This window comes from Flagellimonas sediminis (genome assembly GCF_010500845.1).
GTDB classification, from domain to species: domain Bacteria; phylum Bacteroidota; class Bacteroidia; order Flavobacteriales; family Flavobacteriaceae; genus Flagellimonas; species Flagellimonas sediminis.
The window spans coordinates 270,816-296,041 of the sequence record NZ_JAAAMI010000003.1 but is presented as its reverse complement, the minus strand read 5'-3'; the positions used below and the strand labels follow the sequence as shown (position 1 = coordinate 296,041).

Annotated in this window: 22 protein-coding genes; 1 reads left to right on the top strand and 21 read right to left on the bottom strand. The window is 43.2% G+C overall.

Translation table 11 applies throughout. From position 1 onward, the window contains the following. Positions 1-56: 56 nt before the first annotated feature. Positions 57-884: a mechanosensitive ion channel family protein gene (locus GTK07_RS08240; protein WP_163634809.1), complete on the top strand. Its 828-nt coding sequence runs from the start codon at positions 57-59 to the stop codon at positions 882-884. Here the strand turns inward: GTK07_RS08240 and tsaB are convergent. The 21 genes from tsaB to sov form a co-directional block, all read right to left on the bottom strand. After that, positions 881-1,558, bottom strand: coding sequence for a tRNA (adenosine(37)-N6)-threonylcarbamoyltransferase complex dimerization subunit type 1 TsaB (gene tsaB / locus GTK07_RS08235; protein WP_163634808.1), 678 nt, complete (start codon positions 1,556-1,558; stop codon positions 881-883). The two genes, GTK07_RS08240 and tsaB, sit on opposite strands and share 4 nt — an antisense overlap. A gap of 16 nt (positions 1,559-1,574) precedes the next feature. Beyond that, entirely contained in the window at positions 1,575-2,933 is a 1,359-nt protein-coding gene (locus tag GTK07_RS08230; RefSeq protein ID WP_163634807.1) for a TolC family protein, read from the bottom strand. A gap of 24 nt (positions 2,934-2,957) precedes the next feature. Continuing rightward, complete coding sequence (locus GTK07_RS08225; protein ID WP_163634806.1) at positions 2,958-4,094, bottom strand: efflux RND transporter periplasmic adaptor subunit; 1,137 nt, start codon at positions 4,092-4,094, stop codon at positions 2,958-2,960. A gap of 24 nt (positions 4,095-4,118) precedes the next feature. Then, positions 4,119-5,381: an ABC transporter permease gene (locus GTK07_RS08220; RefSeq protein WP_163634805.1), complete on the bottom strand. Its 1,263-nt coding sequence runs from the start codon at positions 5,379-5,381 to the stop codon at positions 4,119-4,121. A gap of 1 nt (position 5,382) precedes the next feature. Further along, complete coding sequence (locus GTK07_RS08215) at positions 5,383-6,612, bottom strand: ABC transporter permease (RefSeq protein WP_163634804.1); 1,230 nt, start codon at positions 6,610-6,612, stop codon at positions 5,383-5,385. Continuing rightward, positions 6,605-7,306, bottom strand: a complete 702-nt coding sequence (locus GTK07_RS08210; RefSeq protein WP_163634803.1) for an ABC transporter ATP-binding protein — start codon at positions 7,304-7,306, stop codon at positions 6,605-6,607. Before GTK07_RS08210 ends, GTK07_RS08215 begins: the two co-directional genes overlap by 8 nt. Positions 7,307-7,415: 109 nt before the next feature. Then, positions 7,416-8,516, bottom strand: coding sequence for an efflux RND transporter periplasmic adaptor subunit (locus GTK07_RS08205; protein ID WP_163634802.1), 1,101 nt, complete (start codon positions 8,514-8,516; stop codon positions 7,416-7,418). Between the two features lie 32 nt (positions 8,517-8,548). Beyond that, positions 8,549-9,805 (bottom strand): ABC transporter permease, encoded by a 1,257-nt coding sequence (locus GTK07_RS08200; protein ID WP_163634801.1) that lies wholly within the window; start codon positions 9,803-9,805, stop codon positions 8,549-8,551. Positions 9,806-9,827: 22 nt separating this feature from the next. Next, positions 9,828-11,072, bottom strand: coding sequence for an ABC transporter permease (locus GTK07_RS08195; protein ID WP_163634800.1), 1,245 nt, complete (start codon positions 11,070-11,072; stop codon positions 9,828-9,830). 102 nt (positions 11,073-11,174) lie between these two features. Beyond that, complete coding sequence (locus GTK07_RS08190; RefSeq protein WP_163634799.1) at positions 11,175-11,387, bottom strand: hypothetical protein; 213 nt, start codon at positions 11,385-11,387, stop codon at positions 11,175-11,177. A gap of 6 nt (positions 11,388-11,393) precedes the next feature. After that, positions 11,394-11,930, bottom strand: a complete 537-nt coding sequence (locus GTK07_RS08185) for a DUF420 domain-containing protein (protein WP_163634798.1) — start codon at positions 11,928-11,930, stop codon at positions 11,394-11,396. Then, entirely contained in the window at positions 11,927-12,670 is a 744-nt protein-coding gene (locus tag GTK07_RS08180) for an SCO family protein (protein WP_163634797.1), read from the bottom strand. The genes GTK07_RS08185 and GTK07_RS08180 overlap by 4 nt, the downstream gene beginning before the upstream one ends. Continuing rightward, positions 12,651-13,283 (bottom strand): hypothetical protein, encoded by a 633-nt coding sequence (locus tag GTK07_RS08175; protein WP_163634796.1) that lies wholly within the window; start codon positions 13,281-13,283, stop codon positions 12,651-12,653. The genes GTK07_RS08180 and GTK07_RS08175 overlap by 20 nt, the downstream gene beginning before the upstream one ends. 70 nt (positions 13,284-13,353) lie before the next feature. Continuing rightward, the gene (locus GTK07_RS08170) at positions 13,354-13,737 is read right to left on the bottom strand and encodes a cytochrome C oxidase subunit IV family protein (protein WP_163634795.1); all 384 of its coding nucleotides are present in this window, start codon (positions 13,735-13,737) and stop codon (positions 13,354-13,356) included. Between the two features lie 14 nt (positions 13,738-13,751). Then, a complete protein-coding gene (locus GTK07_RS08165; protein ID WP_163634794.1) occupies positions 13,752-14,726 on the bottom strand; it encodes a cytochrome c oxidase subunit 3 in 975 nt (324 codons plus the stop codon). Between the two features lie 92 nt (positions 14,727-14,818). After that, complete coding sequence (locus GTK07_RS08160; RefSeq protein ID WP_163634793.1) at positions 14,819-15,400, bottom strand: cytochrome c oxidase subunit 3; 582 nt, start codon at positions 15,398-15,400, stop codon at positions 14,819-14,821. A gap of 1 nt (position 15,401) precedes the next feature. Continuing rightward, on the bottom strand, positions 15,402-16,304 hold the full coding sequence (cyoE, locus tag GTK07_RS08155) for a heme o synthase (RefSeq protein ID WP_163634792.1): 903 nt from the start codon (positions 16,302-16,304) through the stop codon (positions 15,402-15,404). Between the two features lie 170 nt (positions 16,305-16,474). Beyond that, positions 16,475-17,179 (bottom strand): energy transducer TonB, encoded by a 705-nt coding sequence (locus GTK07_RS08150; protein ID WP_163634791.1) that lies wholly within the window; start codon positions 17,177-17,179, stop codon positions 16,475-16,477. A 54-nt stretch (positions 17,180-17,233) separates the two neighbouring features. Next, entirely contained in the window at positions 17,234-17,557 is a 324-nt protein-coding gene (locus GTK07_RS08145; RefSeq protein WP_163634790.1) for a VanZ family protein, read from the bottom strand. 76 nt (positions 17,558-17,633) lie between these two features. Continuing rightward, positions 17,634-18,014 (bottom strand): glycine cleavage system protein GcvH, encoded by a 381-nt coding sequence (gene gcvH, locus GTK07_RS08140; protein WP_163634789.1) that lies wholly within the window; start codon positions 18,012-18,014, stop codon positions 17,634-17,636. 103 nt (positions 18,015-18,117) lie between these two features. Then, the gene (sov, locus tag GTK07_RS08135) at positions 18,118-25,224 is read right to left on the bottom strand and encodes a T9SS outer membrane translocon Sov/SprA (protein ID WP_163634788.1); all 7,107 of its coding nucleotides are present in this window, start codon (positions 25,222-25,224) and stop codon (positions 18,118-18,120) included. Between the last annotated feature and the right edge of the window lie 2 nt (positions 25,225-25,226).

Genomic DNA, 25,226 nt, shown 5'->3' with positions numbered 1-25,226 from the left:
TTTCAAATTTTTTATTTTATGGATTATTGATTAGGTTGCCCAAAAAACAGAAACCTATGGAACAACTAGAAAACTACCAAGAATATATTGACAAAGCTGTACTATGGGGGCTAGGCGTATTGCCCAACCTCGTCATGGCTATCATTATCTTTTTTGTTGGATTTTGGGTGATCAAGTTCATCAATAATATGGTCAGTCGCTTTTTTGCCAAGAAAGATTATGACGAAACCCTGGAATCCTTCCTTCAGAGTTTTATCAGCATTGCACTGAAGGCCCTTTTGTTTGTTCTGGTAGTGACCCAATTGGGAGTGAAAACCTCTTCATTGGTCGCTATCATCGGTGCGGCGGGTTTGGCCATTGGTCTGGCCCTTCAAGGCTCCTTGGCCAACTTTGCCGGTGGGGTCCTCATCCTCATTTTTAAGCCTTTCAAAGTGGGCGACTTTATTTCTGCCCAAGGTATTGATGGGACGGTGAAGGAGATTTCCATATTCAATACTAAATTGAGCACTTTTGGCAACCAGATAGCCATACTCCCAAACGGACAATTGTCCAACGGGAACATTATTAATTATAATATGGAAAGCACCCGTCGCGATAAAATTGATGTCGGAATCGGGTACGGCTCCAACATTAAGGAAGCGAAGGAAATCTTGTTACAGATCTGTGCCGACAATCCCAACATCCTTACCGAACCTGCACCCGAGGTATATGTTGGGGCATTGGGTGATAGTTCTGTAGATCTAACCTTGAGATTTTGGGCCAATAACGATGTATTCTGGGCCGCACACTTTTATGTGATCGAGCAAACCAAGTTGCGCTTTGATGCTGCCGGAATCGAAATCCCGTTCCCGCAACGGGTTATGCACCAAGCATTAAAAGGTTAGGCATTCTTTTTCATCTGGAGGACGAAATCCTTTAAATAATAGGGTTCAAAATAAGCCACATCCTCAAATTCTGCTTTTTGGAATTTTTGGTTGGCCAGAATAGCCATTTGCTTTGCCGAAGGCACCACGGTGGTATCAAAATTGAAGTTCGGGGCTTGCAGGATCGGCTGACATTTCTCCGCTCCACTACCCACAATGTGCACTTTGGAAAACGAAGCATAATCCCCAAAGGAATTCTCATCAATGATTTCGGCACGAGTTTCCCGTATCTCTTTATACTGGTGGTCAAACACGCAGGAATACACTTCCATACGCCTAGCATCCAATACCGGGATTACCACCTCCCCTTCTTTCAAATTGACTTGATGGGCCATACTTTCCAAAGTGGAAATGGAAATCAAAGGCAAATCCAAGGAAAAGCAAAGTCCCTTGGCTGCAGAAACCCCAATACGCAATCCGGTGTAGGAACCGGGGCCCTTGCTGACGGCAATGGCATCGAGGCCTGAAAATGACAAAGAAGCCCCTTGCAAGGCTTCTTTGATAAAAAGGTGCAACTGTTCCGAATGCGAATAATCTGCTGCATTGTTCTCTTTAAGACAAAGGATTTCATTGCCTTTGGAGACACTTACGGAGCAATTGGTGGTAGCTGTTTCTAAGTTGAGTATTATGGCCATAGCGGCCACAAAGATACTAGTTTAATGAAATGGGCAAACCAAAGTAGAACTCCAATATTTTAAGTCGGAAGATATAATCGTACTTGGTACGGATCACATCTGCCTTGGCATTGTCCACCCTTGCCTGTGCCTGGCTAAAGTCAAATGCGTTCATCAACCCATTGTCATAGCGTTCTTTTGCATAATCGTATGCCAATGAACGCGCTTCCAAAGTCTTTAGCGCGGCCTCATAGGCTTTTTCAAAAGTACTTACATCTACATAGGCTTGTTGGATCGTATTTTCCAAAGCCAACTTGTCCTGTTCAAACTGTACTTTGGCCTTTTCCAAACTGATCTGGGAACGCTTTACATTATTGCGCGTACTCCACCCATTAAAAATAGGGACATTCAACTGGGCACCGTAGCTAATACCATCAAATATCCATAACTGTTGGGTAAAGTTTGGTGTAAAAGTTCCTCCATTACCGTCAGGCAAAGGACTCGTGGCATCCGAATAACGGGTACCATATTGAAAAAATCCTGTTAGTGTAGGAAAATAGGCTCCTTTTGCAATTTTAAGATCTTGTTCGGCCAATTGCACATTAGATTCAGAAAATTTGATGTCATTTCTAAAAGTCAATGCATTATCAAAAATCACTTTAGCGGAATTTTTCAAAATATCGGATGGCGGAATGGCAAACTCTTCCTCTGCGATATCAAAGTTTTCATAATCCGTAAGCTGCAGCAATTGGGCCAGGTTTACACGGGCTATCAATACATTGCCCTCACCGTTCACAATTTGTTGTTCCTGATTGGCGGCAGTCGCCTCAATCTCCAAAAGATCACCCTGTGGCAACACGCCCGATGCGACCAGTTCCCGGGTCTTTTTCAAATCTTGTTCCGTAACGGCATATTGTGCCTTAAAGGTCTTTAATTGTTCCTTACCAGATAACACCAATAAATAGGCATTGGCCACGTTCAGTCGGATGTCATCCTTCAAATTGTCCAACCGATATTGGCTGGAAATGGCATTCAATTTGGCCCGTTGCAGTTGCTTTATGTTTCGAAGTCCATTGAACAAGGTAAGATTGGAACTGACCTGACCATTTACGTTAAATGTTGATTGGTTACCTGCGACTGGAACGTTGGATGTACTTACAATGGTAAATCCCACATTTTTCGAAGCACTACCACTTGCATTAAGAGTAGGAAGCAAACCTCCGATGGCATCCGACTTATCGATTTTGGCATTCTCCAGATCCTGTTCAAACTGTTCTATGGTCAAATTGTGTTCCACTGCATATTCCACACATTCCTGAAGCGTCCATTTACGCATTTGCGCAGTAGAAGCACCTACTATTATTAACAGCAGAATTAATGTTATTTTATACTTCATTTTTATTTTGATTGATGATCGTTATTATTCGGTCTCCGTTTCTTCATCGCCTTTTTTGATAGGCTCCGTTTTGTTCCAATGCTTTACTTTGTCTTCCTTGGTAAGTCCGGATATGATTTCCACGTTTACACCATCTGATATCCCTGTTTCAATATCCCTTCTTTCAAACTTTTGTTCCTCGGTTGAGCCTACAGCAATTTCCACATAGGGCTTGTCCGTCTTTTTATCAAATTGCAAAACTGCTTCAGGAATTACCAGGATACTATCTTTCTTTTCTAACACTATGGAAGCATTGGCACTGTACCCTGCACGAATAAACACATCATCTTTCCCCTCAACATCCCCTTCAATCTTAAATTGCACAGCACCGGTTTCCTCCACCCCTTTTGGAGCAATAAACTTTAATTTGGCATCCAGTTCCACGCCTTCTACTGCACCTAAGCTTATTTTTAGAGGTGTACCCACTTTTAGTTTTCCAACCTCTCCTTCATCTACTTTCCCCTCGAAAATCATTTTACCCAAATCAGCAATGGATGCGATGGTGGTACCATCATTAAAGTTATTACTTTGAATCACTTGGTCCCCTTCCTTCACTGGAATCTCCAAAATGGTACCGGCAACGGTTGCCCTAATATTGGTGTTGGCACTTGCCGATCCTCCTGCAGATCCTTTTCTGATGATCTGATAATCGGCCTGGGCATTTTTCAACTCTTGGGACGCTTGATCGTAAGTCAATTTCAAGTTATTGAAATCTTGACTGGAGATGACCCCTTTATCGAACAGCACCTTGTTCCTATCATACTCTATTTTGGCATTGTTGAGCGCCAATTCGGCATTGCGTACCCTACCGGCAGCTTGGTTCAAGGATTGCTCATTGGGAACCACCTTGATGGTTGCGATCAAATCACCTGCCTTAACCTTGGCTCCTTCTTCTAAATGAATCTTTTCGATGATACCTGAAATTTGAGGTTTAATCTCGATTTCATCTTCCGGAATAACTTTACCGGTAGCAACGGTTTTCTTTTCAATACTTGAGATGAAAGGTTGGCTGGTCTCATAAGTAATAGCAGATTTACTGTTTGATTTCACAAAGAAAACAGCAGCCCAAAGTGCACCTAGCACCAATACTCCTATTAAAATATATTTTACGATTTTATTCATTTTGATTGTTTATTTAAATAGTTGTTATTCTTCTCTTAAAGCATCGATTGGTTTTATACTTACCGCGCGCTGCGCAGGAATCAATCCGATCAAAGTACCTAGTACCACCATGATCAAAAGCGCACCTAAAACATATGGAATTGGCACGGTGGGATTGGTATAGGGAAAATCCAAGTCCTTGGTAAGGCCATTTATAAAAGCCAAGACCCCAGCCCCAAGAATTATTCCCATCACACCTGCCACCATGGTAAGGAAAACAGATTCTAGTATGATTTGGGAACGAACTTCCCTTGGTGTTGCTCCAAGTGCCCTACGTACTCCAAGCTCTTTGGTCCTCTCTTTTACGGAAATCAACAATATGTTTCCAATACCGATTACCCCAGCCAATATGGTTGCTATACCCACGATCAAGCTTAGAAATGTCATCCCTTTGGCGAATCCTGAAACCCTAGTAAACATTTGCCCTAGATTAAAGGAGCCAAAAGCTCTTTCATCCTCTGGATTGACCCGGTGGATATTCCTCAACAAGGTCTTCACATCCTTTTCTACCTGAACCACATCTACATCATCATATGCAGCGATACAGAAATAATCAACATTATCTCCAGTATTATAAAGCTTTCTAAAGGTTGTGAAGGGAATAAAAATGGCAGCATCACTATCAAAACTTACACCCTGTGAAAGTTTATGCACCCCAACCACCTGAAAATACACGTCACCAATCCGGATAAATTGCCCAATGGGATCTTCATCTTTATCAAATAGCTCTTGAACGTTTCGTTCTCCAATCACGCATACCTTTCTGGCCTGTTCTATATCCTCGTCATTGATAAATCGCCCGCCATCAAATATTTTCTTGGTCGCAATTTTAGTGTAGACCGGATAATCACCATTTACAGGATATGATCCAGATTTTTGCCCTCTCACCGTAAAAACCGGATCTGTTCCGAAATTGCCCAAGGTGATCCGAGGGGCAATATTGTTTATCTCTGGTATTCTATTCTGCAACTTATCAACATCTCCCAATTTTAATTGCATGGGGCGACCGGTTTTGAATCCTTCATAAGGCATACTGGTACTTTGGCCCCAAACGAACATGCTGTTCATGGAAACACTTTCGAACACCTTTTCAAAGCCATTGTCCATCCCTTTTGCGGCACCGGACAAGGCTATGTAAATGAAGATTCCCCATAGCACCCCTATCACGGTGATAACGGTCCTAGTCTTATTCTTTCCAATGGATCCGAATATTTCTTGCCAAGTATTTCTATCGAAAATAAACTTCATATCATTCGTCCCTTAATGCTACAATTGGTTTGATCCTAGCTGCCCTTCTTGCGGGAATATATCCTGCCAATCCCCCAAATAAAATCAGAACAATGGTTGCAAAAATTGCTGTTCCCATATTGATGAAAGGATTCGTTATAAAGTAGTCCTTTAATGTATCGCCCAATGAACTCAACATTCCGACCCCTATTATCATTCCAACTGCACCAGATACCGTTGTGATGAACACAGATTCCAGAAGTATGGTACTGATCACAGCCTTTGGAGTAGCTCCCAATGCCTTTCTAATACCGATCTCTTTAGTGCGCTCCTTGACCACAAATACCATTATATTGCTAATACCGATAATACCGGCTATAATGGTTCCAAAGGCCACGAACGCCACTATGATCTGCAACACTCCTGCAAACTGTTGATTTTGCTTCAACTGATCGGCTACGTTTCTGATAAAGAAACCACGTTGATCGTTTGGATCTATATATTTCTTTTCCCTTATAAACTTGCCGAGCTGTCCTTCAAAAGCCATAGCTCCGGCATATCCTATTTCAGGCTTGAACCCAATTACAATTTGATTTATCTTATCGGTATTCTTTTCTATTAACTGTCTTGTGGTGTATGGAATGTAAATTCTTCGTTCCTCATCATCCCCTGCATCGTCCTGAAAAACACCAATGACCTTAAAGACACTTCCTGTAATATCAATGTACTTACCCAGTGCACTTTCATTCTTAAATAGATCCTTCTCCACCAACCTCCCGATCACGGCATATTTTGCCTTATCCTTGATATCTTCCTGGTTGAGATACCTCCCTTTCATGATTATGGTCTTTTCCGCAAATTGGTAGGATTCACTTACGCCCCTGGTGGTATAATTGTTGGATTCGTTTTTGTATTTGACCATCCCACTCCTATCAACCCTTGGGGAAACATATTCTAAAAACAAAGGGAAGGATTCCTCAATATCGGCCAAATCGGAATTATCAAATTCAATTTGCCGATTGGATTTATAACCTTTGTAGGGCATTGATGTTCTGCCAGGAAACACAAAAAAGGTGTTGGTGGCATCGTCCTCGAAAAACTCGTTGAAGGTATTAATGAGCCCGTTCCCAAAGCCATATAGCACAACAAAAATCAATATACCCAAAGCCACGGTAAAACCAGAAAGAAAAGTCCTTAACTTATTTTTCTGAATGGTATCGAATATCTCTTTCCAGTTGTCCCTGTTAAACATACTGTTCGGCCCTTACTTGTTCCACTTTTTTGTCCTCTACGATAACACCATCCTTCAGGTGAACGATACGCTTGCACATATGTGCAATATCCTCTTCGTGAGTCACCACCAAAATAGTATTGCCTTCATCGTTGATCTTTTGGATCAAATCCATGACCTCATAGGAGGTTTTACTATCCAAGGCTCCTGTTGGCTCATCGGCCAAAAGTACTTTAGGTTCAGCGGCCATGGCCCTGGCTATCGCCACCCTTTGTTTTTGACCACCCGATAATTCATTTGGCAAATGTTCCGCCCATGGTTTTAGGCCCACCTTTTCCAAATATTGCATTGCCTTTTCCTGACGTTCCTTTCTGGGTACTTTTTGATAATACAGTGGAAGTGCAACATTTTCAGCCGCACTTTTATAATTGATCAAGTTGAAGGATTGGAAAATGAAGCCCAGGAATTTGTTCCTGTATTGGGCCGCCTTGGTTTCACTAAGATTTTTAATCGGAACTCCATCAAGGGTATAGGAACCCTCATCAAGCTCGTCCAACATACCCAAGATGTTCAATAAGGTGGATTTACCCGATCCTGAAGATCCCATAATGGCCACCAGCTCCCCCTCTTCTACTTTAAAATTGATTCCCTTTAAAACATGAAGGGAGTTGTTGCCCATTTTATAGGACTTATGAAGATCTTTGATTTCTATCATGATTGGTTATGTTAGCTATCTTTTTTTAACCGCTTGCTTGTTAGACCTACAAGTTGTTAAATTGTTACAGCAATTATTTAAATTTTTTGTTAAATGATTGATTAAAGGCCTATTCTTCGGCAATGGCGTTCCAAACTTTTATCTTATCGGTAGCGGTTAGGCCCGATTTTATTTCTACAAATATCCCGTCGCTCACCCCTAATTCCACATCACGACGTTCAAATTGTTGATTGGTAGTTTCTACCTCAACAAAAGGTTTTTTGGTATCCCCATCAAACTGTACCAAGGCCTCCTTAACGGCCAAAACACTATCGGCACGGGCAAGAATAATGGAGGCGTTGGCACTTAGCCCCGCCCTAATAAAGGTGGTATCCTGCTTTTTCAGCGACCCTTTGATCTCGAACTGGATAGCTCCATTTTCCTCTTTTCCTTTTGGGGCAATGTAATCAAGAACGGCATCAAATACTTTGTTTTCAATGGCACCAACCGTAATCTCCAACGGAAGGTCTTCTTTTATGCGCCCCACCTCGGATTCGTCCACCTTGCCTTCAAAAATCATTTTGTTCACATCGGCAATGGCCGCAATGGTGGTTCCTTCATTAAAATTATTGCTTTCAATGACTTGGTTGCCCACTTCAACAGGCACCTCCAGTACCATTCCGCTCACAGTGGCCCTGATCATGGTATTGGCCGCATTACTAAATCCACTGGTGGTTCCTGTTTTCACAATATCATACCGTTTATTGGCAGCCGCATAGGCCTGTTTGGCCTGATCATAAGTGACTTGGGCGCGTTCCATATCGGTTTTGGAGATGACTCCTTTACCAAATAACGTAGTTTGACGTTCCAGGTTACGCTTTTGATCGTCCAAGCTGATCTTGGCTTCATCAATGGCATTTTTGGCATCGTTGAGCGCAGAAAGGTTAGGAACCACTTTGATCTTTGCCAACAGGTCGCCAGATTTTACAAAATCCCCTCCTTCCACAAATATTTCCTCTATCACCCCAGAAATGTTGGGTTTGATCAATACTTCTTCCAAAGGAAGAATACTGCCCGTAGCCACTGCTTTTTTAACAATGGTCTGTGTAGATGGTGTTTCGGTCTCATAGATTATCGGGTCCTCAGCATTTTTCTGATAGAGATAATACATGGAGCCACCGAACACGATCACGATGAGCAACAGGATGGCAATGGTTACCGACTTTTTCATTTTTGTATGCTATTATTTTGATTGATTTCTATTTATTCTGTTCGCAATGCTTCGATGGGTCTAGCCCGAATGGCACTTTGTGCTGGGATAAACCCGGCCAATAATCCAGAGACCATTAAAATGGTGAGAGCCCCTGTCACCACTCCAACACTCACACTGGGGCTCATGAACATATCCACTGGGCCAACACTATCCAAAAGGGAATTGATTCCGAAAATGACCAAAGACCCAAAGATGATACCTACCATCCCGGAAATTAGCGTCAAAAAGATGGATTCCATCAAGATTTGCTTTTTAATGGACCAAGGTTGTTCACCTAAGGCTCTACGAATCCCTATCTCCTTGGTACGCTCCTTTACCACGATCAACATGATGTTACTGACCCCGATAATACCGGAAAGCAATACCATTATTCCTACAATGTAAGCAACGCCTTTCAGTGCTCCAAAAAGACTTTCTACCCGATTGTATTGTTCGTACAGGTCAAAATAACCAACGGCCCTGGTATCCTCTGGATGCACCTTATGTCTTTCCTTCATTACGCTTACAATCTTGTCCTTCAATACGGAAATGGAACTGCCATTATGGGCTGTAATCGCCATCCAGCCCACATTTTCGCCCCTGTTAAATGCCTGGGAAAAGGAAGTGAAGGGCACAAAAATCTCCTTCTGGCCTTCTTCCCCTCCTCCGCTGTTGTTCTTTTTATAGGTTCCGATCACCATAAAATTAACCCCTTGTATCTTAATGTAAGTACCCAAGGGATCCTCATCTTTATCGTACAGATCATTCTTGACCCCCTGACCGATAATGGCCACTTTTCTTTTTTCATTGATATCATTGTAGTTCAGGAAACGGCCCGAGGTGACTGCCATGGGATCTTGGTTGATGATTTCGGGATAGTCGCCGTACACATTATAGGCTCCGGTCCTAATACCATGCACCACATTGTTGTTCCCCCCAAATCCGCCCAATTGGTTCCTTGGCGATATGAACCGAAGGTTGGGCACATTGTCCCTAATGGCCTGAACGTCATCAACCTTAAACTCAAAGCGTCTGCCTTGGGGCAATCCTTCATGGGCCCGGGTAGTGGCGCGCGTCCACATGAACATGGTATTGGTGGCGATATCGCCAAAATCCTTTTTGATACCATTTTCAAGACCCTTACCGGCAGCCAACAGCACAATAAGGATAAAGATTCCCCAACAGACCCCAAAGGCCGTAAAAATGGTACGCCACGTATTTTTTGTGAGCACCTCCAAAATTTCCCGCCATCTATCTCTATCGAACATCTTGATTTACTTTGGGCATTATTTATTCATCCCGAAGGGATTCGATCACTTTTACTTTTGCAGCACGATAAGCCGGAACAAAACCGGCCAAAGTACCAGCCACGATCAACACGAGTACGGTGGAGAAGGCCACGTTGAAATTCACTGAGGGATTCAACACATAATCCACCTCAATGTTGGGCCCCACAAGTTCCAACAAGGCCATACTAAAAATCAACCCCGCAAACCCTGAAATGGCAGTAACAAAAATGGCTTCATGCAGGATCATCCCGATTATGGACCAAGGCTTGGCGCCAAGCGCCTTTCTTATGCCAATCTCTCGAGTGCGTTCCTTAACCACGATCATCATAATATTGCTCACCCCAACCACGCCGGCAATGATGGTGCATATCCCTACAAACCAGAAAAAGAGTTTGATGTTGTTGGTAAGTCCGTAGTATCTTTTGGCCTCTTCCATGGCACTCCATACTTCCATGGCACTGGTATCGTCAGGAGCTATGGTATGGACCTGTTGTAAGTATTCCCGGAGTCCATTCTTGAAGTTGATGGCCTGGGCCACGGCTTGGTCAAAGTTTTCTACAGGAGGCAAGGCAAAGGACATATTGTTCACACGATTGCCCCCGTTGAAAGCTTTTTGTGCAGTGGTAATGGGAATGTAGATTCTTTCCTCTTCGCGGTCTTCCATTTCCTTGTATACACCGATGACCTTGAACGGAATCCCAGAAATATCGATAAACTCTCCTATGGGAGTTTCCACTTCGTTGAAAACATCCGTTTTGATCTTGTGGCCGATGATGGCCACCTTACCCACATTCACTTCATCTTGGTAGTTGATGAAACGACCTTCGGATATGGATGCATTCTCTATAAATTGAAAATCCGAAGAGATTCCCTGGACTCCATATATCAGGGCTTCTTTTCCATAATTGACGCTTACTCCACGGACAAATATTCGCGGAGAAGCATATTCAATGTCACTTTTGAACATCTCAGTGGCATTGTTGTAGTTTTCATTTACCAACTGAATGGACCTACCTGGGTTTAGTCCTTTGTATTCTTTCGAGGTTACTCCCGGCCATACCCAAACACTGGTAGAGGCATCTTCTTTGAACTCTTGCTCAATGCCATTCCTCATCCCTTGTCCAAAACCCAAAAGAATAACCAAAATAAAGATGCCCGAAGCTACGGAAAGCCCGGTCAAAAATGTGCGGAGTTTGTTCTTTCGGATGGTGTCAAATATTTCTTGCCACCGCTCTAGGTCGAACATAGGTTAGCGATTTTGATTGATGAAATACGCAAGCGTACATCTATTAGATGAAAAAAAACAGTAAATGTTACACTTCAAAAGAAAAAAAATGAGGTTTGGGACCTATCCTCTCATTTTTCTATAGATAAAATAAAAAAGTCCTGCAATCAAAACATAGGGAACGGCCATTAAATATACAATGCCATTATTGATCCCTTCGGCCGTACCACCTTCCGCCTCACTTTCCACCACCGCACGGCACATAGCACATTGCGCTTCCACTATGGAAGGAAAAGCAAAAAGTAAAACCAGAATTAAAAGCAGTTTAGCCTTCATCAAAAATCAATATTGGTAGTAGGGGGATATCATAAGGTATACGATTACCCCGGTCAAGGCAACATAAAGCCAAATAGGGAATGTATATTTGGCCCACAGCCTGTGGCTTTCAAAATCATCCAAATACACTTTTGAATAGGTGATCAACACCAAGGGAATCACAGAAATGGACAACACAATATGTGTTAAAAGGATGAAGTAGTACACATATTTTAGAAAACCTTCCCCGCCATAAATAGTGGTTTCCGATGTCATGTGATAGGCTACATACATTACTAAAAACAGTGCGGACAATACAATGTTGGTGGTCATCAACTTTTGATGAAGCGACTGTCTCCCATTTTTGATGGCAAGAACTGCAACCACCAGTAAGATGGCCGTTAATCCATTAATGCCCGCATAAATGGGCGGTAAAAATGACAGCGGTTTTGCATTGGGTATCTTGTAGCCGAACAACAGTGCTACCACCAATGGTATCGCGATGGATATCACCGTTATCCATTTATTGAACCGTTTTTCCCTCAAAGAAATTTCCTCGGTCATTCTGCCAATAATTTTTTAATGTCCTCTTTTAATATGGTAATCTGTTGGGCCTCTCCCTCATCGTTTATCCCTTGTTTTTCGGTAATGGTCCCCCTATAATAAATCAGGGGGTTACCGTATTCATCTTCCCTAGAACGAAGATACCCATTTTTATCTACCAATGCGAACATTCCTGAGTGTTCAAACCCTCCTGGGGCCTCCCCGTTCTCAGTGGCATAAATGTAAAATCCCTCTTCCGCCAATTTATAGATTACATCCTGTTTCCCTGTCATCAAATGCCAGTCTTTGTTGGTGATACCATATTTTTCGGTATATTTTTTTAGGACCGAAGGGGTATCGTATCTAGGATTTATGGTAAAGGATGCCACTCCAAAATCATCATGATCTTTGAAGGTCTTTTCTATTTCTACCAAATTTTTGGTCATGATCGGGCAGATAGTAGGGCAAGTGGTGAAGAAAAATTCTACTACATAGACCTTTCCGAGATAATCCTTGTTGGTTATCGGAACACTATCCTGGTCCAAAAAGGAGAATTCTGGCACCTTTCTTCTTTTGCCCTCGTTCACGATAAACGCCAAAGGCTTGTGCTGCATTCCCACACTCATTCGGTCGTTTTCAACAATGGATCCCCCCTTTATCCGCTTGGTGATCTCGTGCACTGCGAAACTGCCAAAAATCAAGATGATGGCCGAAACCCATACGTAGGTATACTTTTTCTTGCTATTTGATCCTGTCGGCATTGTTCTTTTTTAAAGCTAAGCGGTATTCTGCCAGAATTATCTTGACATCGTCCACCATTTTATTGTTGAGCTCCGCCACGGAAGAGGTATCGAACCCATATTTCACACCTTCGTCCTCATCATCATTTCTACCCCTAAGGGCCAAATCTTTATCTATAATGAACACATATGGGGTTGAAAGGTCGCTCCCTAGATCAAGATTGGTTCCCAAACCTTTAAAATAGGATCGGACCTCATCCTCGGGGGCATATACAAAATACCATTTATCCACTTCGGAAAGTTCTCCCAGCTCCTTCTTCAATTCCATGGTCTCCGTCTCATTCCCTTTGGGAACCACCATCACCACCTGAAAATCGTTAAACTCCCCAAACCGTTTATAAATCTTTTGATTTAGGTTAAAAGCAGATCCCTTTTTGTTTTCCAGGTCATTGCCCAAAAATCCCAAAACGGTAATCTTATCCTTTAACCTCACATTAGGGTCCATTTCATTCATATCCGGAACCTTCTCGACCAAAATGGGAAGTTTGCCAAAATTGTTCACCCCTGAGGCAAAAAAAAGATATGCCACCACAGGAAACACAAAAAGAATAAATAAAACCGCTTTTTTCTTCATGGCATTTTAAACCATACAAAAATAAAAAAAGACGGCTGGAAAACCGTCTTTTCATATCGTTAATACTTTCTTAGAAGTTCCAAGTTACAAACCCGTCCTTGTACACATTGTAGATGTAGTCCGCCTCAAAAAGCAAGATGAAAATCAAATAACAAATAAGGAACACGGGGGTCCATACGATTACCCTTCTCAAAGAGGTCTTCTCATCACGCAAGTGCATAAAGTCCCAAGCAATGTAGTAGGCCTTCACCAAAGTTAGTACGATAAAGATCCAGTTAAGCAACTTCATGCCCAACAAGTGACTGTGGGTCAAGGCTGCTGGTTTCATGATACCCAAGGCTACCTCCACAGAGGTAACAATGGAAAGAAATACCAATACGCCCCATATTTTTTGGGTGTTCGACTTAAATTTTAAAAGTCCTCTAAAAATCTCGAGTTTATGATCGTGTGCCATAAAAAATCAATGTTTTAAACCAAGTAAAAGAATGTAAATACGAATACCCAAACCAAATCCACAAAGTGCCAGTAAAGACCAACTTTCTCTACCATTTCATAATGCCCCCTGCGCTCATAGGTTCCCAAAATGACATTGAAGAATATGATAATGTTGATGATAACCCCTGAGAATACGTGGAATCCGTGGAATCCTGTAATAAAGAAGAAGAAATCGGCAAACAATCGGTGACCGTATTCGTTGTGGACCAGGTTGGCACCTTCCACCACCTGAGCAGCGTGGGAAAGCTGCGTAAGCGATTGTGCCCTATCCAAAACGGTCTTATGTCCTTCTTCATTCAATTGTTCGGTTCTGATAACGACGTTTGGATTGGCCTTGAAACCTTCTACAACCTCGTTCAAGGAGAAAGACGTTTTGTATCCTTCACCAACAAACCAAATTCCCTCACTCTTTTCGTGTTTTACCCTTTCCTCTGGAAGTGTTTTTGCAAAATCGGCCAACGATAATCTCGCTCCGCTCTCTGCATCCACAAACTGAAGGATCTTCCCAGCTTTGGTCTCAACGGCACCATGGTCTCCCCTGATGAAGGTTGCCCATTCCCAAGCCTGTGACCCAACGAAGATAAGACCACCGATAACGGTAAGGAACATATAGATGATTACCTTGTTTTGCTTCATTTTATGCCCCGCGTCCACGGCCAATACCATGGTAACGGAAGACATAATCAGAATAAAGGTCATAAAGGCCACATAGTACATGGGAAAGTTACCGTGGAAAAATGGCACGTGTGTGAACACCTCATCGGCAATAGGCCAAACTTCAATGAACTTGAACCTTGAAAAGCCATATGCCACCAAAAATCCAGAAAAGGTAAGTGCATCAGACATGATAAAGAACCACATCATCATTTTTCCATAGCTAGCGCCCAGAGGTTGATTACCACCTCCCCAAACGCTCTCTTCAGTACCGGTTGTTACCGTTGCATCCATATAAAAGGTCGTTTTATTAAAACTTTCACAAATTTACACCTTTTGATGTATTCGAAAAGATAAAGTTGAAGTAAAACTACTCCAAGCTAATTTTATTTCATGAAATACATGAAGAGGATCAAATACACCCAAATAAAATCCAAAAAATGCCAAAACGTGGCCCCCAGCTCCAATCCCAGCATTTTGCCAGACGTGTACTTGCCACGTAACTGCTGAACCATCACCACCAAAAGGGTTATCAGACCAGCCAACACGTGTGCAATGTGCACAGCGGCAAGCAAGAACACATAGGACATTTTAATGTTACTTGTGGGTCCTGTAAAATAATACCCGTTTTTCAACATTTGGGAAAACCCAATGAACTGCAGCACTATAAAAGTGATTCCCAAAGCCAAAGTCGTCGTCAAAAAAATAGTGGCTTGCTTTTGGTTTTCTTTTTTGATGGAAGCCTTGGCCATCCAATAGGTAATGCTACTTAAAATGATGATTGCCGTACTTACAAAAAACGCTTGCGGCAACTCCAGATCACTGATCCAATCCTCGCGTTTACTGCTCACAATGTAGGCACTGGTCCAACCGGCAAAGCCCATGGTCAAACTCACGATACCAAACCAGAGCATCATCTTTTTTGCCCTGACCACTTTTTCTTCTTCTGTTCCTTGGGTCAAATCCATATCAACTTACAAACTTATCTATAACGTATATTACTTGAATCAATGAAATGTAGGTCACACTGGCCAACATGAGCTTTCTTGCCGATACATTATCCCTTTTTTCATATAGCCCGAAGGCAAAGAACAGCATGACCAATCCTGCTAAAAGTACAATGGCCGCTGCCACAATGGACAGTTGTAAACGACCGGTGATTCCAAACACTGGAACAATGGAAATCACGATCATCCAGAACGTATAAAAAATAATCTGAATGGCTGTTCCCTTATCCTTGTTTCCCGTAGGCAGCATTTTAAATCCTGCCTTTTTGTAGTCTTCATCCAACATCCAGCCCAAAGCCCAAAAATGCGGGAATTGCCAAAAGAATTGGATCATGAAAAGGGTTCCTGGCTCTATGCCAAAATCGTCAGTGGCCGCCACCCAACCCAACATAAAGGGTATGGCCCCGGGAAAAGCTCCCACAAAAACTGAAAGCGGTGTCTTGGTTTTTAAAGGGGTGTATACGCTGGTGTACAGGAAAATGGAGATTGCCCCGAACATAGCTGTTTTTGGACTAAGGGCCAAAAGGGAAAGCACTCCAAGCACCGTTAACGTTACCGCAATGGTCAATGCAGTCTTTACCGACATTCTTCCTGATGGGATGGGTCGGTTTTTGGTTCGGTTCATCAAGGCGTCCAAATCCTTTTCAATGACTTGATTATAGGCGTTTGAAGCGCCTACCATACAATAACCACCAAAGGTGAGCAGCAAAACGGAAACCAGATTGATTTGGTAGGCACCCAAAAAATACCCCGCTATAGATGAGAACACCACACTGATGGCCAGTTTGGCCTTGGTGATTTCCTTGAAATCGGTATAAATCAAGGAAAGGGTATTGTTTTTAACGGAACCTACTGCAGATTTCATCCACTAAGTTAATTGGCTGGCAAAGATAACGTCAGCGGCTATCTTATGCAACCTAAGTTGCGGTTTTATGATTCACTTGCGATATATTGAAACGGAATTGCCATAAAAAAAGCCCCGATGTGATTATCAGGGCTTTTTCCATTCCTGCCTCAACAGGAATCAATCATATTTTATTGCAGTTTGAAGGTAATCGGAATACTGAATGGTACTTTTACCGGTCTTCCCCTTTGCTTACCTGGGGTCATTTTAGGTAATTTCTCAATGATCCTTCTTGCTTCGGCCTCCAAGTTCTTATCTGGTCCTCGCATTCTGATGTCCCCGATACTTCCGTCTTTTTGGATCACGAAGATTACGCTTACCCTTCCTTGAACTCCCATCTCTTGAGCAATTTCTGGATAGCGGAAATTTTTACGGATATGCTCCTGCATCTGCTCTTGGAAACAGGCCTTTTTATCTTTAGCTCCTTCGCAACCAGGGAATACGGGTACATCCTCGATTACGGCAAAAGGAACTGAAATATCTTCTTCAACCTCTTCAACCTCTACCTCTTCGATTTCAACCACTTCCTCTTCTTGGCTGGTTTCGGTAGACTCGATCACGGTTTCTTCCACTTCTTCCTCATCCTCCACTACCTCGATCACCTCTGGTGCAGCGGGCGGCGGCGGCGGCGGCGGGGTCTTGATCTGCTCCGTCATCGGAACTTCCTCGTCCAACTGATCTTCAACGTTCAAGGCGATATCATAATCGTTACCCTTGTCGTATTTCTTCCACTCCATAGCGCCATAGACCAAAGCCAAAACAGCAGCCATCCCTACCACAAAGTAAAGGGAGCTGTTTCTACCTACGTCCGCTTTTGGATTCTTTTTTAGTTCCATCCTTTCAAAAATTTAGTGTTCGCTAATTTAATTATTAATTGGTTAAATAAACAATTAAAATTTCCATTTTAACGGCTTTTCTTTAGAAAATAACCATCGAATTAATCCGATTCCTGTTAATGCTCCTAAAGAATTTGCCAAAACATCACCCATTTCGGCCATTCGGTCCGTGGTGAACAAATATTGCAATAGCTCAATAAGAATGCCATAACATATGGCGGTTACCAGCACCATCAAGGTTGCCCTTCCCAACGGGACGTTGCCCCGGGTGCGCTCCCTTAAACATAGACTACCCAAAAAAGCGAATCCGGAATAGAACACGAAATGTGTGATCTTATCCGCATAGGGAACATGTATTTTGCCCGTTTTCAGATGCAAGGTTGAGAAAGAAAATAAGCTGAGCATTGTGATCAATACCGCCCAGCCTATAAAAAATAAGGTATATCGGTTTGCCCTAAGCACCAATCAATGCCTTGTAATCCTCAGCATTCAAAAGCTCTTCAATCTCTGAGGCATCACTAATCTTTATCTTGATCATCCAACCAGCTCCGTACGGATCCGAGTTTACTTTTTCCGGTTCATCTTCCAGAGCCGAATTGAACTCTATGATCTCTCCCGTCAATGGTAAAAAAAGATCGGAAACTGTTTTTACGGCCTCCACTGTTCCAAAAACCTCTTCCTTATCCAAGGTTTCATCCAAGGTCTCCACTTCTACATAAACGATATCCCCCAACTCTCCCTGGGCAAAATCGGTAATACCAACTGTGGCAATATCCCCATCGATCCTTACCCATTCATGGTCCTTGGTGTACTTTAATTCTGATGGTATGTTCATTATTATATGTTTGAATTAGTCGTTGGGCAAATGTAACGGATTGCGGAAAGCTTTTCAAACAATAACTTCAATTAAATTGAAGGAATTTGGATTCGAATCTCGTTTAGTTTCCAAAGTTGTACCGCAACGTGAACCCAGCATTGATGGTCGTTTGCGGAAATGCAGTGGATACGGCAAACTTGGAAAAAGAATGATCATAGAAGAAAAGGGCATTCAAACTTTTGCTTAGGGCGTAATCGGCCGTAAATTTCATGGAGACCAATTTTTGACCCGATGTAATTTGGTTGTTGTCTATATCCAAGTTTCGGATGATTGTAATATTATCACGTAAGGAAAGGTCGGCCTTCAGATTCAAATCGCCCTTCAACCTTGTTTTTTCTCCACCAATATTGGTCACGAACTTTACATCTTTAAATCGATAACCCAATCCCAGCGTATATTCCTTCCCGTTGATCTCGGTCAACAAGTTATTGTCAAAACTCAAGGACAATGTTCTATCCGTGCGCACTTCTGCCAAAAAGCTAAAGGAGTTCACCATTTCAAAATCCACACGCATTAATGGGTTGAACTGATCGGTAAGCACCACATTATTGATCAAAGTCTCGGGCAACAAATCCCCCGTTTCGGCATCAAACTGGGTGTTCTGGCGTTCCAAATTGGTCTGGAACTGGTTGATACTGTATGCGGCACGATAGCCATGGCTCAATGAGAACCGTTTGAATTTCTTCTTGAACCAGCGGTTCTTCATCAAGCCGGTATACTTAATGTTCCAGTTCGGAATAGGGATTTCCCTGAAAGCATCCAAATTCACCCTATTTACATCCTGACCTGTATAAGCAGCGAAGAAAGCAGGCAATAATACTTCCTGTTGGGTTTTTCCATACAATTCCGGAAAACCGTCTTCATCCAATTCCCCTGGATTTTGGCCACGATCAGAAACCAATCGATTGGCAATGGTTATCCTGTTCTGTTTAAACTGTTCAAAGGTCTTGGAATCAAATTGGTCACTCTTGTTGAAAATGGTACCGATCATAACGGTAGAAATACTAAAATTCCCCATCTCGTTGACCAATCCGTCCTCAAAATTGATCCATTGCTCCGGACTATAATTTTCCTGCGAAGTGTTCGTGTATTGTCTGTCCGCACTAAAATCGATGGTAATATCCTGGGTAGGCTGGGCCGTGGCGGTCAGGTTCAATTGTTTCCTTGTGGTTTGGATGTATTGCGAATTGTATTCCGGATAGCTCGTTAACCAACCATTACGGGCAGCTTCGTAACGTACATCGGCTTGACTACCAAAAACGAATCCAAGGGTTGGCCTTGCTGTTCCGATAAATCCTACCGATTGGGTGTACCCTGGCAAAACGGTACCGTTATTCTCACTGTAGTTGATATTAATCCTTTTCACCATCGTCACCACATCTACCAACGTATTGAAACCTTTACTGGTCTTTCTTGGACCCTTATCTTCCTCACCACCTGCCGGATTGCCTGCCTTGTCCCTTCTGATCGGAGTTTGGTTGGCCGTTACCTTACCGTCCTTTTTCTTCAATCCTAAAAAGTCATACAAACGTTGCATGCTCAAGTTAGCGGTCAGGTTATGGGTGTTGGCGTTCTGCACAATATTGATGTTCTCACCAGCCACCTCAATCAAGGCATCACCCCCACGCTGCCAATCAAAATTACTGGTGTAGGTATATTGAGCGTTGATGAAATTCAAGAACGGTATCTTACTGAACGGCAATTCGTAGTTCAACTGCATCTGTTGCGCATGACGGTTGGGCTCCCCAATATCGAAGAAACCATCCCAAAGATCCAAGGCTTGGTTGATACCCGAATCGGGATCATCATCCACATTGAAATAATTACGGACAATATTGTTGTTGGATGCCGTTAGGTTTACCCTCAAAGATTTGGTAATACTGTAATTCAACGCGTACTGCCAATTGAAAAGATAGTTACGCTGTTGCAACAAGGGCAACGCCAAGGATTCTACCCCTGGTTCCAACACATCCCTAAAACGTTGTTGATTGAAGGAACGGTTGTAGTTGGCATTGACCGAAATACTGGTCGGTAACAAATTAAAGTTCAAATCCTTTAACCATTGCCAATACTTGCTCATGAACAACGAGTCTTTTTTGGCAAACGGGGCCACACTGGCCGGTTTAAAATTATAGTTATAAACTGCACCCGTGGTCACATTTTGATCCCTAAGGTCGGCCACCTCAAAATCGCGGTGATTGGTTTCGTTGTATGAATAGTTAAAAGTGAAGTTTTCAATATCGAAGAAGTTTTCCTTGGCTTCTTCTCCCCTGTTCTTGCGTACCCCAATCAAATTGATACTGGTCCGTTTTGTATAATCCTCGGCTTGTTTTTTAATGGTTTCAGCTTCCTCAGCTGTTGAAGCTGCGGCGATGCGGTCATCCAGTTTCAAATCATCATATACGGGGTCAAACTCGGGTGTAATCAAGGTTTCCGATATTCCGTAGTTGAAAGGCAATTGCAGGTTCCATTTTTTGGGGAACAATTGGCCCACGTTCACATTGGTTACCACGTCATAAGAAATGGCATCTTCCCTGGACCGTTCGTTCGGGGTTTGATCGATGGAACCAAATCCGGACGTACTTTTGCTCCCCGTTGCCGTAACATTGGCAAAATCGGCCATGTTGGCATCCAAAGCGGCAATGGCCGCCCATCCTCCCTTGTTGTCCAAGCCCGCCAAACGCAATTCGTTGAACCACACTTCGCCTCGTGCCGGTACGTTATCAATGTTCTTTACACCGACCATCATGGCCCGTATTCTTCCCAAAGATGGGTTACCCCTTATTCCAATCCGGATGGTACCTAAAGTTCTTGGTGCAAATTCATCCACAAGCACCGCTTCACCATCCAATATTTCATAATAATTGATCTGTGTAAGGGTTTGATCGGAAATGCCTCTGGACTTCACTTTGTTCAAATCACTTAGGGCGATATCAATTTCGTTAACATCGGGCCAGATTTCCTCTGCGGAGGAGGCACCATAGGAGGTGAACTGCAATGGTAATTCGATTTGATAGAAGTTTTCGGAAAAATCAGTTCCGATCCGAAGGAACCCGACCAATGGGGTATCACTGTCTGAATAATCCCCGTTCAATATTTTCTCGGCATGCATGAACATTTTAAGGCGTTCGTACTGTCTCACATCAATGTTCACACTTTTGAAAACACCTCTGGAATCCTGAGATTCCAAATTTTCCACCACAAAGGACAAGGATTGCTCGTTCTGACGGATGATGGTGTTGTTGTTGTTCAACTGTTCCCTAACCACTCCAGGAGGCAATACATACGGAATAGGCTGTCTGCCATAGTTCTCCTCAATGTTCACGGTGTTTACATCCGTTACGGTACCGTCATCGGTTGGGTCATTGTCCACATCCGGTTGAAGGGAACTGGTATAGGTCCTCCAATCGCCCCGGACCAAATCCAAAGTGGCAAAACGGAGCACCACATCACTGGTAAAGCCTGTAAGGTACATCCTCATAAAACTGATGGACCTAAAGTCCGCAATACCTCCCACTGCATCAGTAAAATCACTCAAAGGAACTTTGTACTGGATCCACCTTCTGTTCAATTGGGTGCCGTTGGGAAGGGTTGGGGTAAGTCCTTCACGGATATCGGTCACATACTCATCATTGATGGTGGTATTCGGTTTGATCTGGATGCGATATTCATAATAACTGTTCACCGTGTTCATGGTAAGGTCCCTATCAATATCCTCCACATCCGGAAGCGTAGTAGAACCTCTATTGGTATTGGTCACGGTCACGGGAGAGTTGCCTTGGGTATTGTTAAAATCGAGGTATCGATCCAAGATGCTTCCTTCCCTGTTCAAGTAATATTGATAGTTATCCAAAGCCGGGTCACTCGCTGGACCGTTATAAATGGCCTGTTCTTCTGCGTCGTCAAGTCCATCCAGACCAGCATCTTGGGCCGTTCTGTTGGCCTCGTCCGCATCAAAGGCATATACCAAGGATTGTGTGGAGGGCACTTGACCCCAAATGGTTTCTCTTGGAACCTCGTTATTGGTGGTCGCTGGCAGTCCGTTCTCGTATTGCTTACGGCCGTCCTTCAAAATATCTTCCGAAATATTACCCAAGTTCAATACCAATTCCCCCACATTGGCATCCGCTGCTTGCCCATCCACATAGGGATCCAAGACCCAAAATTGAACAAATTCCACATTTGATTGCTCAAAGTTGGTACTACTCAAAGGCCTCATGATTCCCGCCCATTTGTTATCAGCTGTTTCAGTTTCAAAGCTTGGGTTGGCGTTGTATGGCCCCTTTTGATTTGGGTAATAGGCAATATCCAAGGTGCTTTGTACCTGGGTTTGCCCTTGGGCAATGTCGGTTTCGGTAAACACCTCATCAATGAACACCCTACGGGTGGCGTTCAAGGAAATATCGTTGTCCGATAAGCTGGTTGGTCTTTGGTTGGTATAAAAAATGGGGTCGATGGTATACCAAGCCATTTTGGCCCTTTCGTACCCTACATCGATTCCTGTTCTGTCCTGTAAAAATTCCACTGGCGGACTTGCCAATGTCCAACCCAATGAAGAACGGATATCGATCAGGGACTGAGCTCCCTCAAAATCGTCCAGATAAGTTGTGGTCTCTCCCTGAAAATCTGCATTTTTAGGCGAGTTCGGTTTTAAGAATGCCACCTCACCTCGCAATGAAAGATTGGAGGGCACATCGGTATCAATATTGGGCAATTTGTTCGCCAAACGGGTCAGGAACGGAATTTCGGTACTGAAGTTTCCGTTCAGACCAAAAATGGTATTGTTCACGGGCTCTACCCCGTAATTGGATTTTTGGGTAAGGGGACGTTCATTCAGGTTGAGCAGGGTACCACCCAATACAAAGTTTTCATTGAACTGGTGTTCCACATTCACCCCGGCAAATCGTCTTGTCTGTTGTCCGAAAACCGCATTATTTTCCACAGAAATGTTGATGGGGGTATCCGAAGCGGCCAAACTGGGATCCAATATTTGGACCGTTCCCGCTTGATAGTTCACCGTATAGTCGATACCTTCCTGTAATTGTCTTCCGCCTGCTGTCACTCGAACCGAACCTTGTGGTACGTTAAAGGCCCCGATCGGGATGCCGTTGTTTCCGGAAGACTTATATCGACCTTTGATCTGAAAACGGTTTTTTTCTGCATTTTGAAGGGAAGCCGCCTTGGTTTTGGCATACATATTCCTAAATACGTAACGTCTTTGGTTGGAATTGTATCCTTGGTCATTTTCCACATCGTAGGTTCCGCCTCCAAGTAAATCGAAAAGGAATTCTCCAAAAGGTTCCACTTTGGTAAAGATGATGCGACCAGTTTGGGAATCAACCGTGATGCCTTCGTAATAATCAAAGAATCCATCACCACCGGGCTGAATATCATTATAGGCGTTCAACCGGTCCAAGTTAAAGACACGAAGCAGAATTTGGTCTTCCAACCCGGATGGCCATCCAATGTTTTGATCCACGGGTGTAATGTAGTTCCTTGGTGTAGGATCGGAATATAGAATATTCAACCTGAAATCTTCCTGACTCAATTGATAAGCACCGGTGGAATAAATGTTTTTCATCATCAAATCCCAAATGGGATCTTCCACATTGGTAATGTTGCTTTTCAACAACTTCAAAATCAATGTGTTGTTCTCAATGAGATTGGTTGTTGTCGAGACGGTTGTGGCATCTATACCTCCGTTGGCAAATTCACCTACTTGGTATACCTGTCCGTTAAAAGTATACTGGAAGGCAACACCCAATACCTCATCGTTGCTCAAACTTTGGCTCAATGAGATATATCCCAATTGGGGATCAAAATCATAATCCCTACCTGCTTCCAGTTTTCTGGCATTTTCAAGAATGGCATAGTCAAACCCTTGATTCACCGGATACCCTGGGATATTGAAACCAGATTCCACCGTAGCAATATCTCGGATGGATTGCGTCAATGCGCCACCACTTCCAATTTGGTTGGGATCATAGGTATTGGCAGGGTTTTGAGGTAATCCCGATGCAATGGCGGAGGGGTTGAAAAATCCTGCGGGGTCCCCATTGTTCCTTCCGATTCGGGTATTGGCTTCATTGGCTTCACCCAAATCCTGAATGGCCACCACATTCCGTACATTTTGGGTCTGTTGGTTCCGGTTGGTCACCCAAACTTCCAAACGGGTAATCTGCACCTGACTTTGAATAAACGGATAATTTTCTAGGGCGCGATCATAATTGTCCCTAAAATAATGGGCCAGAAAAAAGTGCCTGTCCTCGTCATAATCCAAGGCGGTCATGGTAAAATCCTTCACCTGTCCGCCACCTTGGGCCACAACGGTATTGTTTTGGGAACGCTGTTCCGAAAAGACAGCCGTAACGGTCGTTCTTCCAAATTTCAATTGGGTCTTTACCCCAAAAAGACTTTGTGCACCGGTAATCAGGGAACTGTTAAGAGGCATGTTCACGTTACCGATCTCTATTTTTTGGAGAATATCATCTTCTGTTGGGGTATAATCCAACTTTACCAAATTCTGAAAATCAAAAGTGGCCTCGGTATCATAGTTGGCGGTCACTTGTAGACGTTCCCCTACTTTCCCCAGCAAACTCAAACTGATACGCTGGTCAAAATCAAAAGAAAGGTTGGTCCTATTACGGGGTGAAAGGGCCGGATTGTCATTCTTTTGCCACAACACCCCCAAATCCATGGCTACGGAACCTTGGGGAATCACTTCTATTGTATTTCCACCAAAAATGGATTCGAAGAAATTACTGTTCACATAAAAATTGGGCAACAGGTTTTTTCTGGCTTCCTCACTTCCTTCCTTTTTACCGGCATAAGCATCCGACTTTTGCTTGAAGTAGGATTTCATCTGCTCCTTACGCACCAGTTCATAATACTGCTCCGGGGTAAGGATGATGGGATAGTTGATATTGAAATCCCCAACACTTTCCGTATAGATGTAACGGTCCGTTTTGGGATCGTAGGTATATTTGGCAATAATGCTATCGGGATTGTTTAAAATAAGGCGACCAAGCTCCACTCCGGTCGGTACGGAATCCTGAGCCTGCTCGGTGGTTTCCTGGCCTTTGGCAATTGCCACGACCAAAAAACAGACCATAAAGAAAATGTACTTAAAACGTGTTGGTTTAAGTATTGGTTTCGCCCCTCTTTTCAAAC

Bases quoted from the DNA above. Each gene is read 5' to 3' on its own strand.
- GTK07_RS08230 (WP_163634807.1), bottom strand. From the start codon at position 2,933: ATGAAGTATAAAATAACATTAATTCTGCTGTTAATAATAGTAGGTGCT.
- GTK07_RS08215 (WP_163634804.1), bottom strand. From the start codon at position 6,612: ATGTTTAACAGGGACAACTGGAAAGAGATATTCGATACCATTCAGAAA.
- GTK07_RS08180 (WP_163634797.1), bottom strand. From the start codon at position 12,670: ATGCCGACAGGATCAAATAGCAAGAAAAAGTATACCTACGTATGGGTT.
- GTK07_RS08210 (WP_163634803.1), bottom strand. From the start codon at position 7,306: ATGATAGAAATCAAAGATCTTCATAAGTCCTATAAAATGGGCAACAAC.
- GTK07_RS08200 (WP_163634801.1), bottom strand. From the start codon at position 9,805: ATGTTCGATAGAGATAGATGGCGGGAAATTTTGGAGGTGCTCACAAAA.
- tsaB (WP_163634808.1), bottom strand. From the start codon at position 1,558: ATGGCCATAATACTCAACTTAGAAACAGCTACCACCAATTGCTCCGTA.
- GTK07_RS08195 (WP_163634800.1), bottom strand. From the start codon at position 11,072: ATGTTCGACCTAGAGCGGTGGCAAGAAATATTTGACACCATCCGAAAG.
- cyoE (WP_163634792.1), bottom strand. From the start codon at position 16,304: ATGAAATCTGCAGTAGGTTCCGTTAAAAACAATACCCTTTCCTTGATT.
- GTK07_RS08185 (WP_163634798.1), bottom strand. From the start codon at position 11,930: ATGACCGAGGAAATTTCTTTGAGGGAAAAACGGTTCAATAAATGGATA.
- GTK07_RS08190 (WP_163634799.1), bottom strand. From the start codon at position 11,387: ATGAAGGCTAAACTGCTTTTAATTCTGGTTTTACTTTTTGCTTTTCCT.
- GTK07_RS08170 (WP_163634795.1), bottom strand. From the start codon at position 13,737: ATGGCACACGATCATAAACTCGAGATTTTTAGAGGACTTTTAAAATTT.
- GTK07_RS08150 (WP_163634791.1), bottom strand. From the start codon at position 17,179: ATGGAACTAAAAAAGAATCCAAAAGCGGACGTAGGTAGAAACAGCTCC.
- GTK07_RS08220 (WP_163634805.1), bottom strand. From the start codon at position 5,381: ATGAAGTTTATTTTCGATAGAAATACTTGGCAAGAAATATTCGGATCC.
- GTK07_RS08240 (WP_163634809.1), top strand. From the start codon at position 57: ATGGAACAACTAGAAAACTACCAAGAATATATTGACAAAGCTGTACTA.
- GTK07_RS08205 (WP_163634802.1), bottom strand. From the start codon at position 8,516: ATGAAAAAGTCGGTAACCATTGCCATCCTGTTGCTCATCGTGATCGTG.
- GTK07_RS08160 (WP_163634793.1), bottom strand. From the start codon at position 15,400: ATGGATTTGACCCAAGGAACAGAAGAAGAAAAAGTGGTCAGGGCAAAA.
- GTK07_RS08175 (WP_163634796.1), bottom strand. From the start codon at position 13,283: ATGAAGAAAAAAGCGGTTTTATTTATTCTTTTTGTGTTTCCTGTGGTG.
- GTK07_RS08165 (WP_163634794.1), bottom strand. From the start codon at position 14,726: ATGGATGCAACGGTAACAACCGGTACTGAAGAGAGCGTTTGGGGAGGT.
- gcvH (WP_163634789.1), bottom strand. From the start codon at position 18,014: ATGAACATACCATCAGAATTAAAGTACACCAAGGACCATGAATGGGTA.
- GTK07_RS08225 (WP_163634806.1), bottom strand. From the start codon at position 4,094: ATGAATAAAATCGTAAAATATATTTTAATAGGAGTATTGGTGCTAGGT.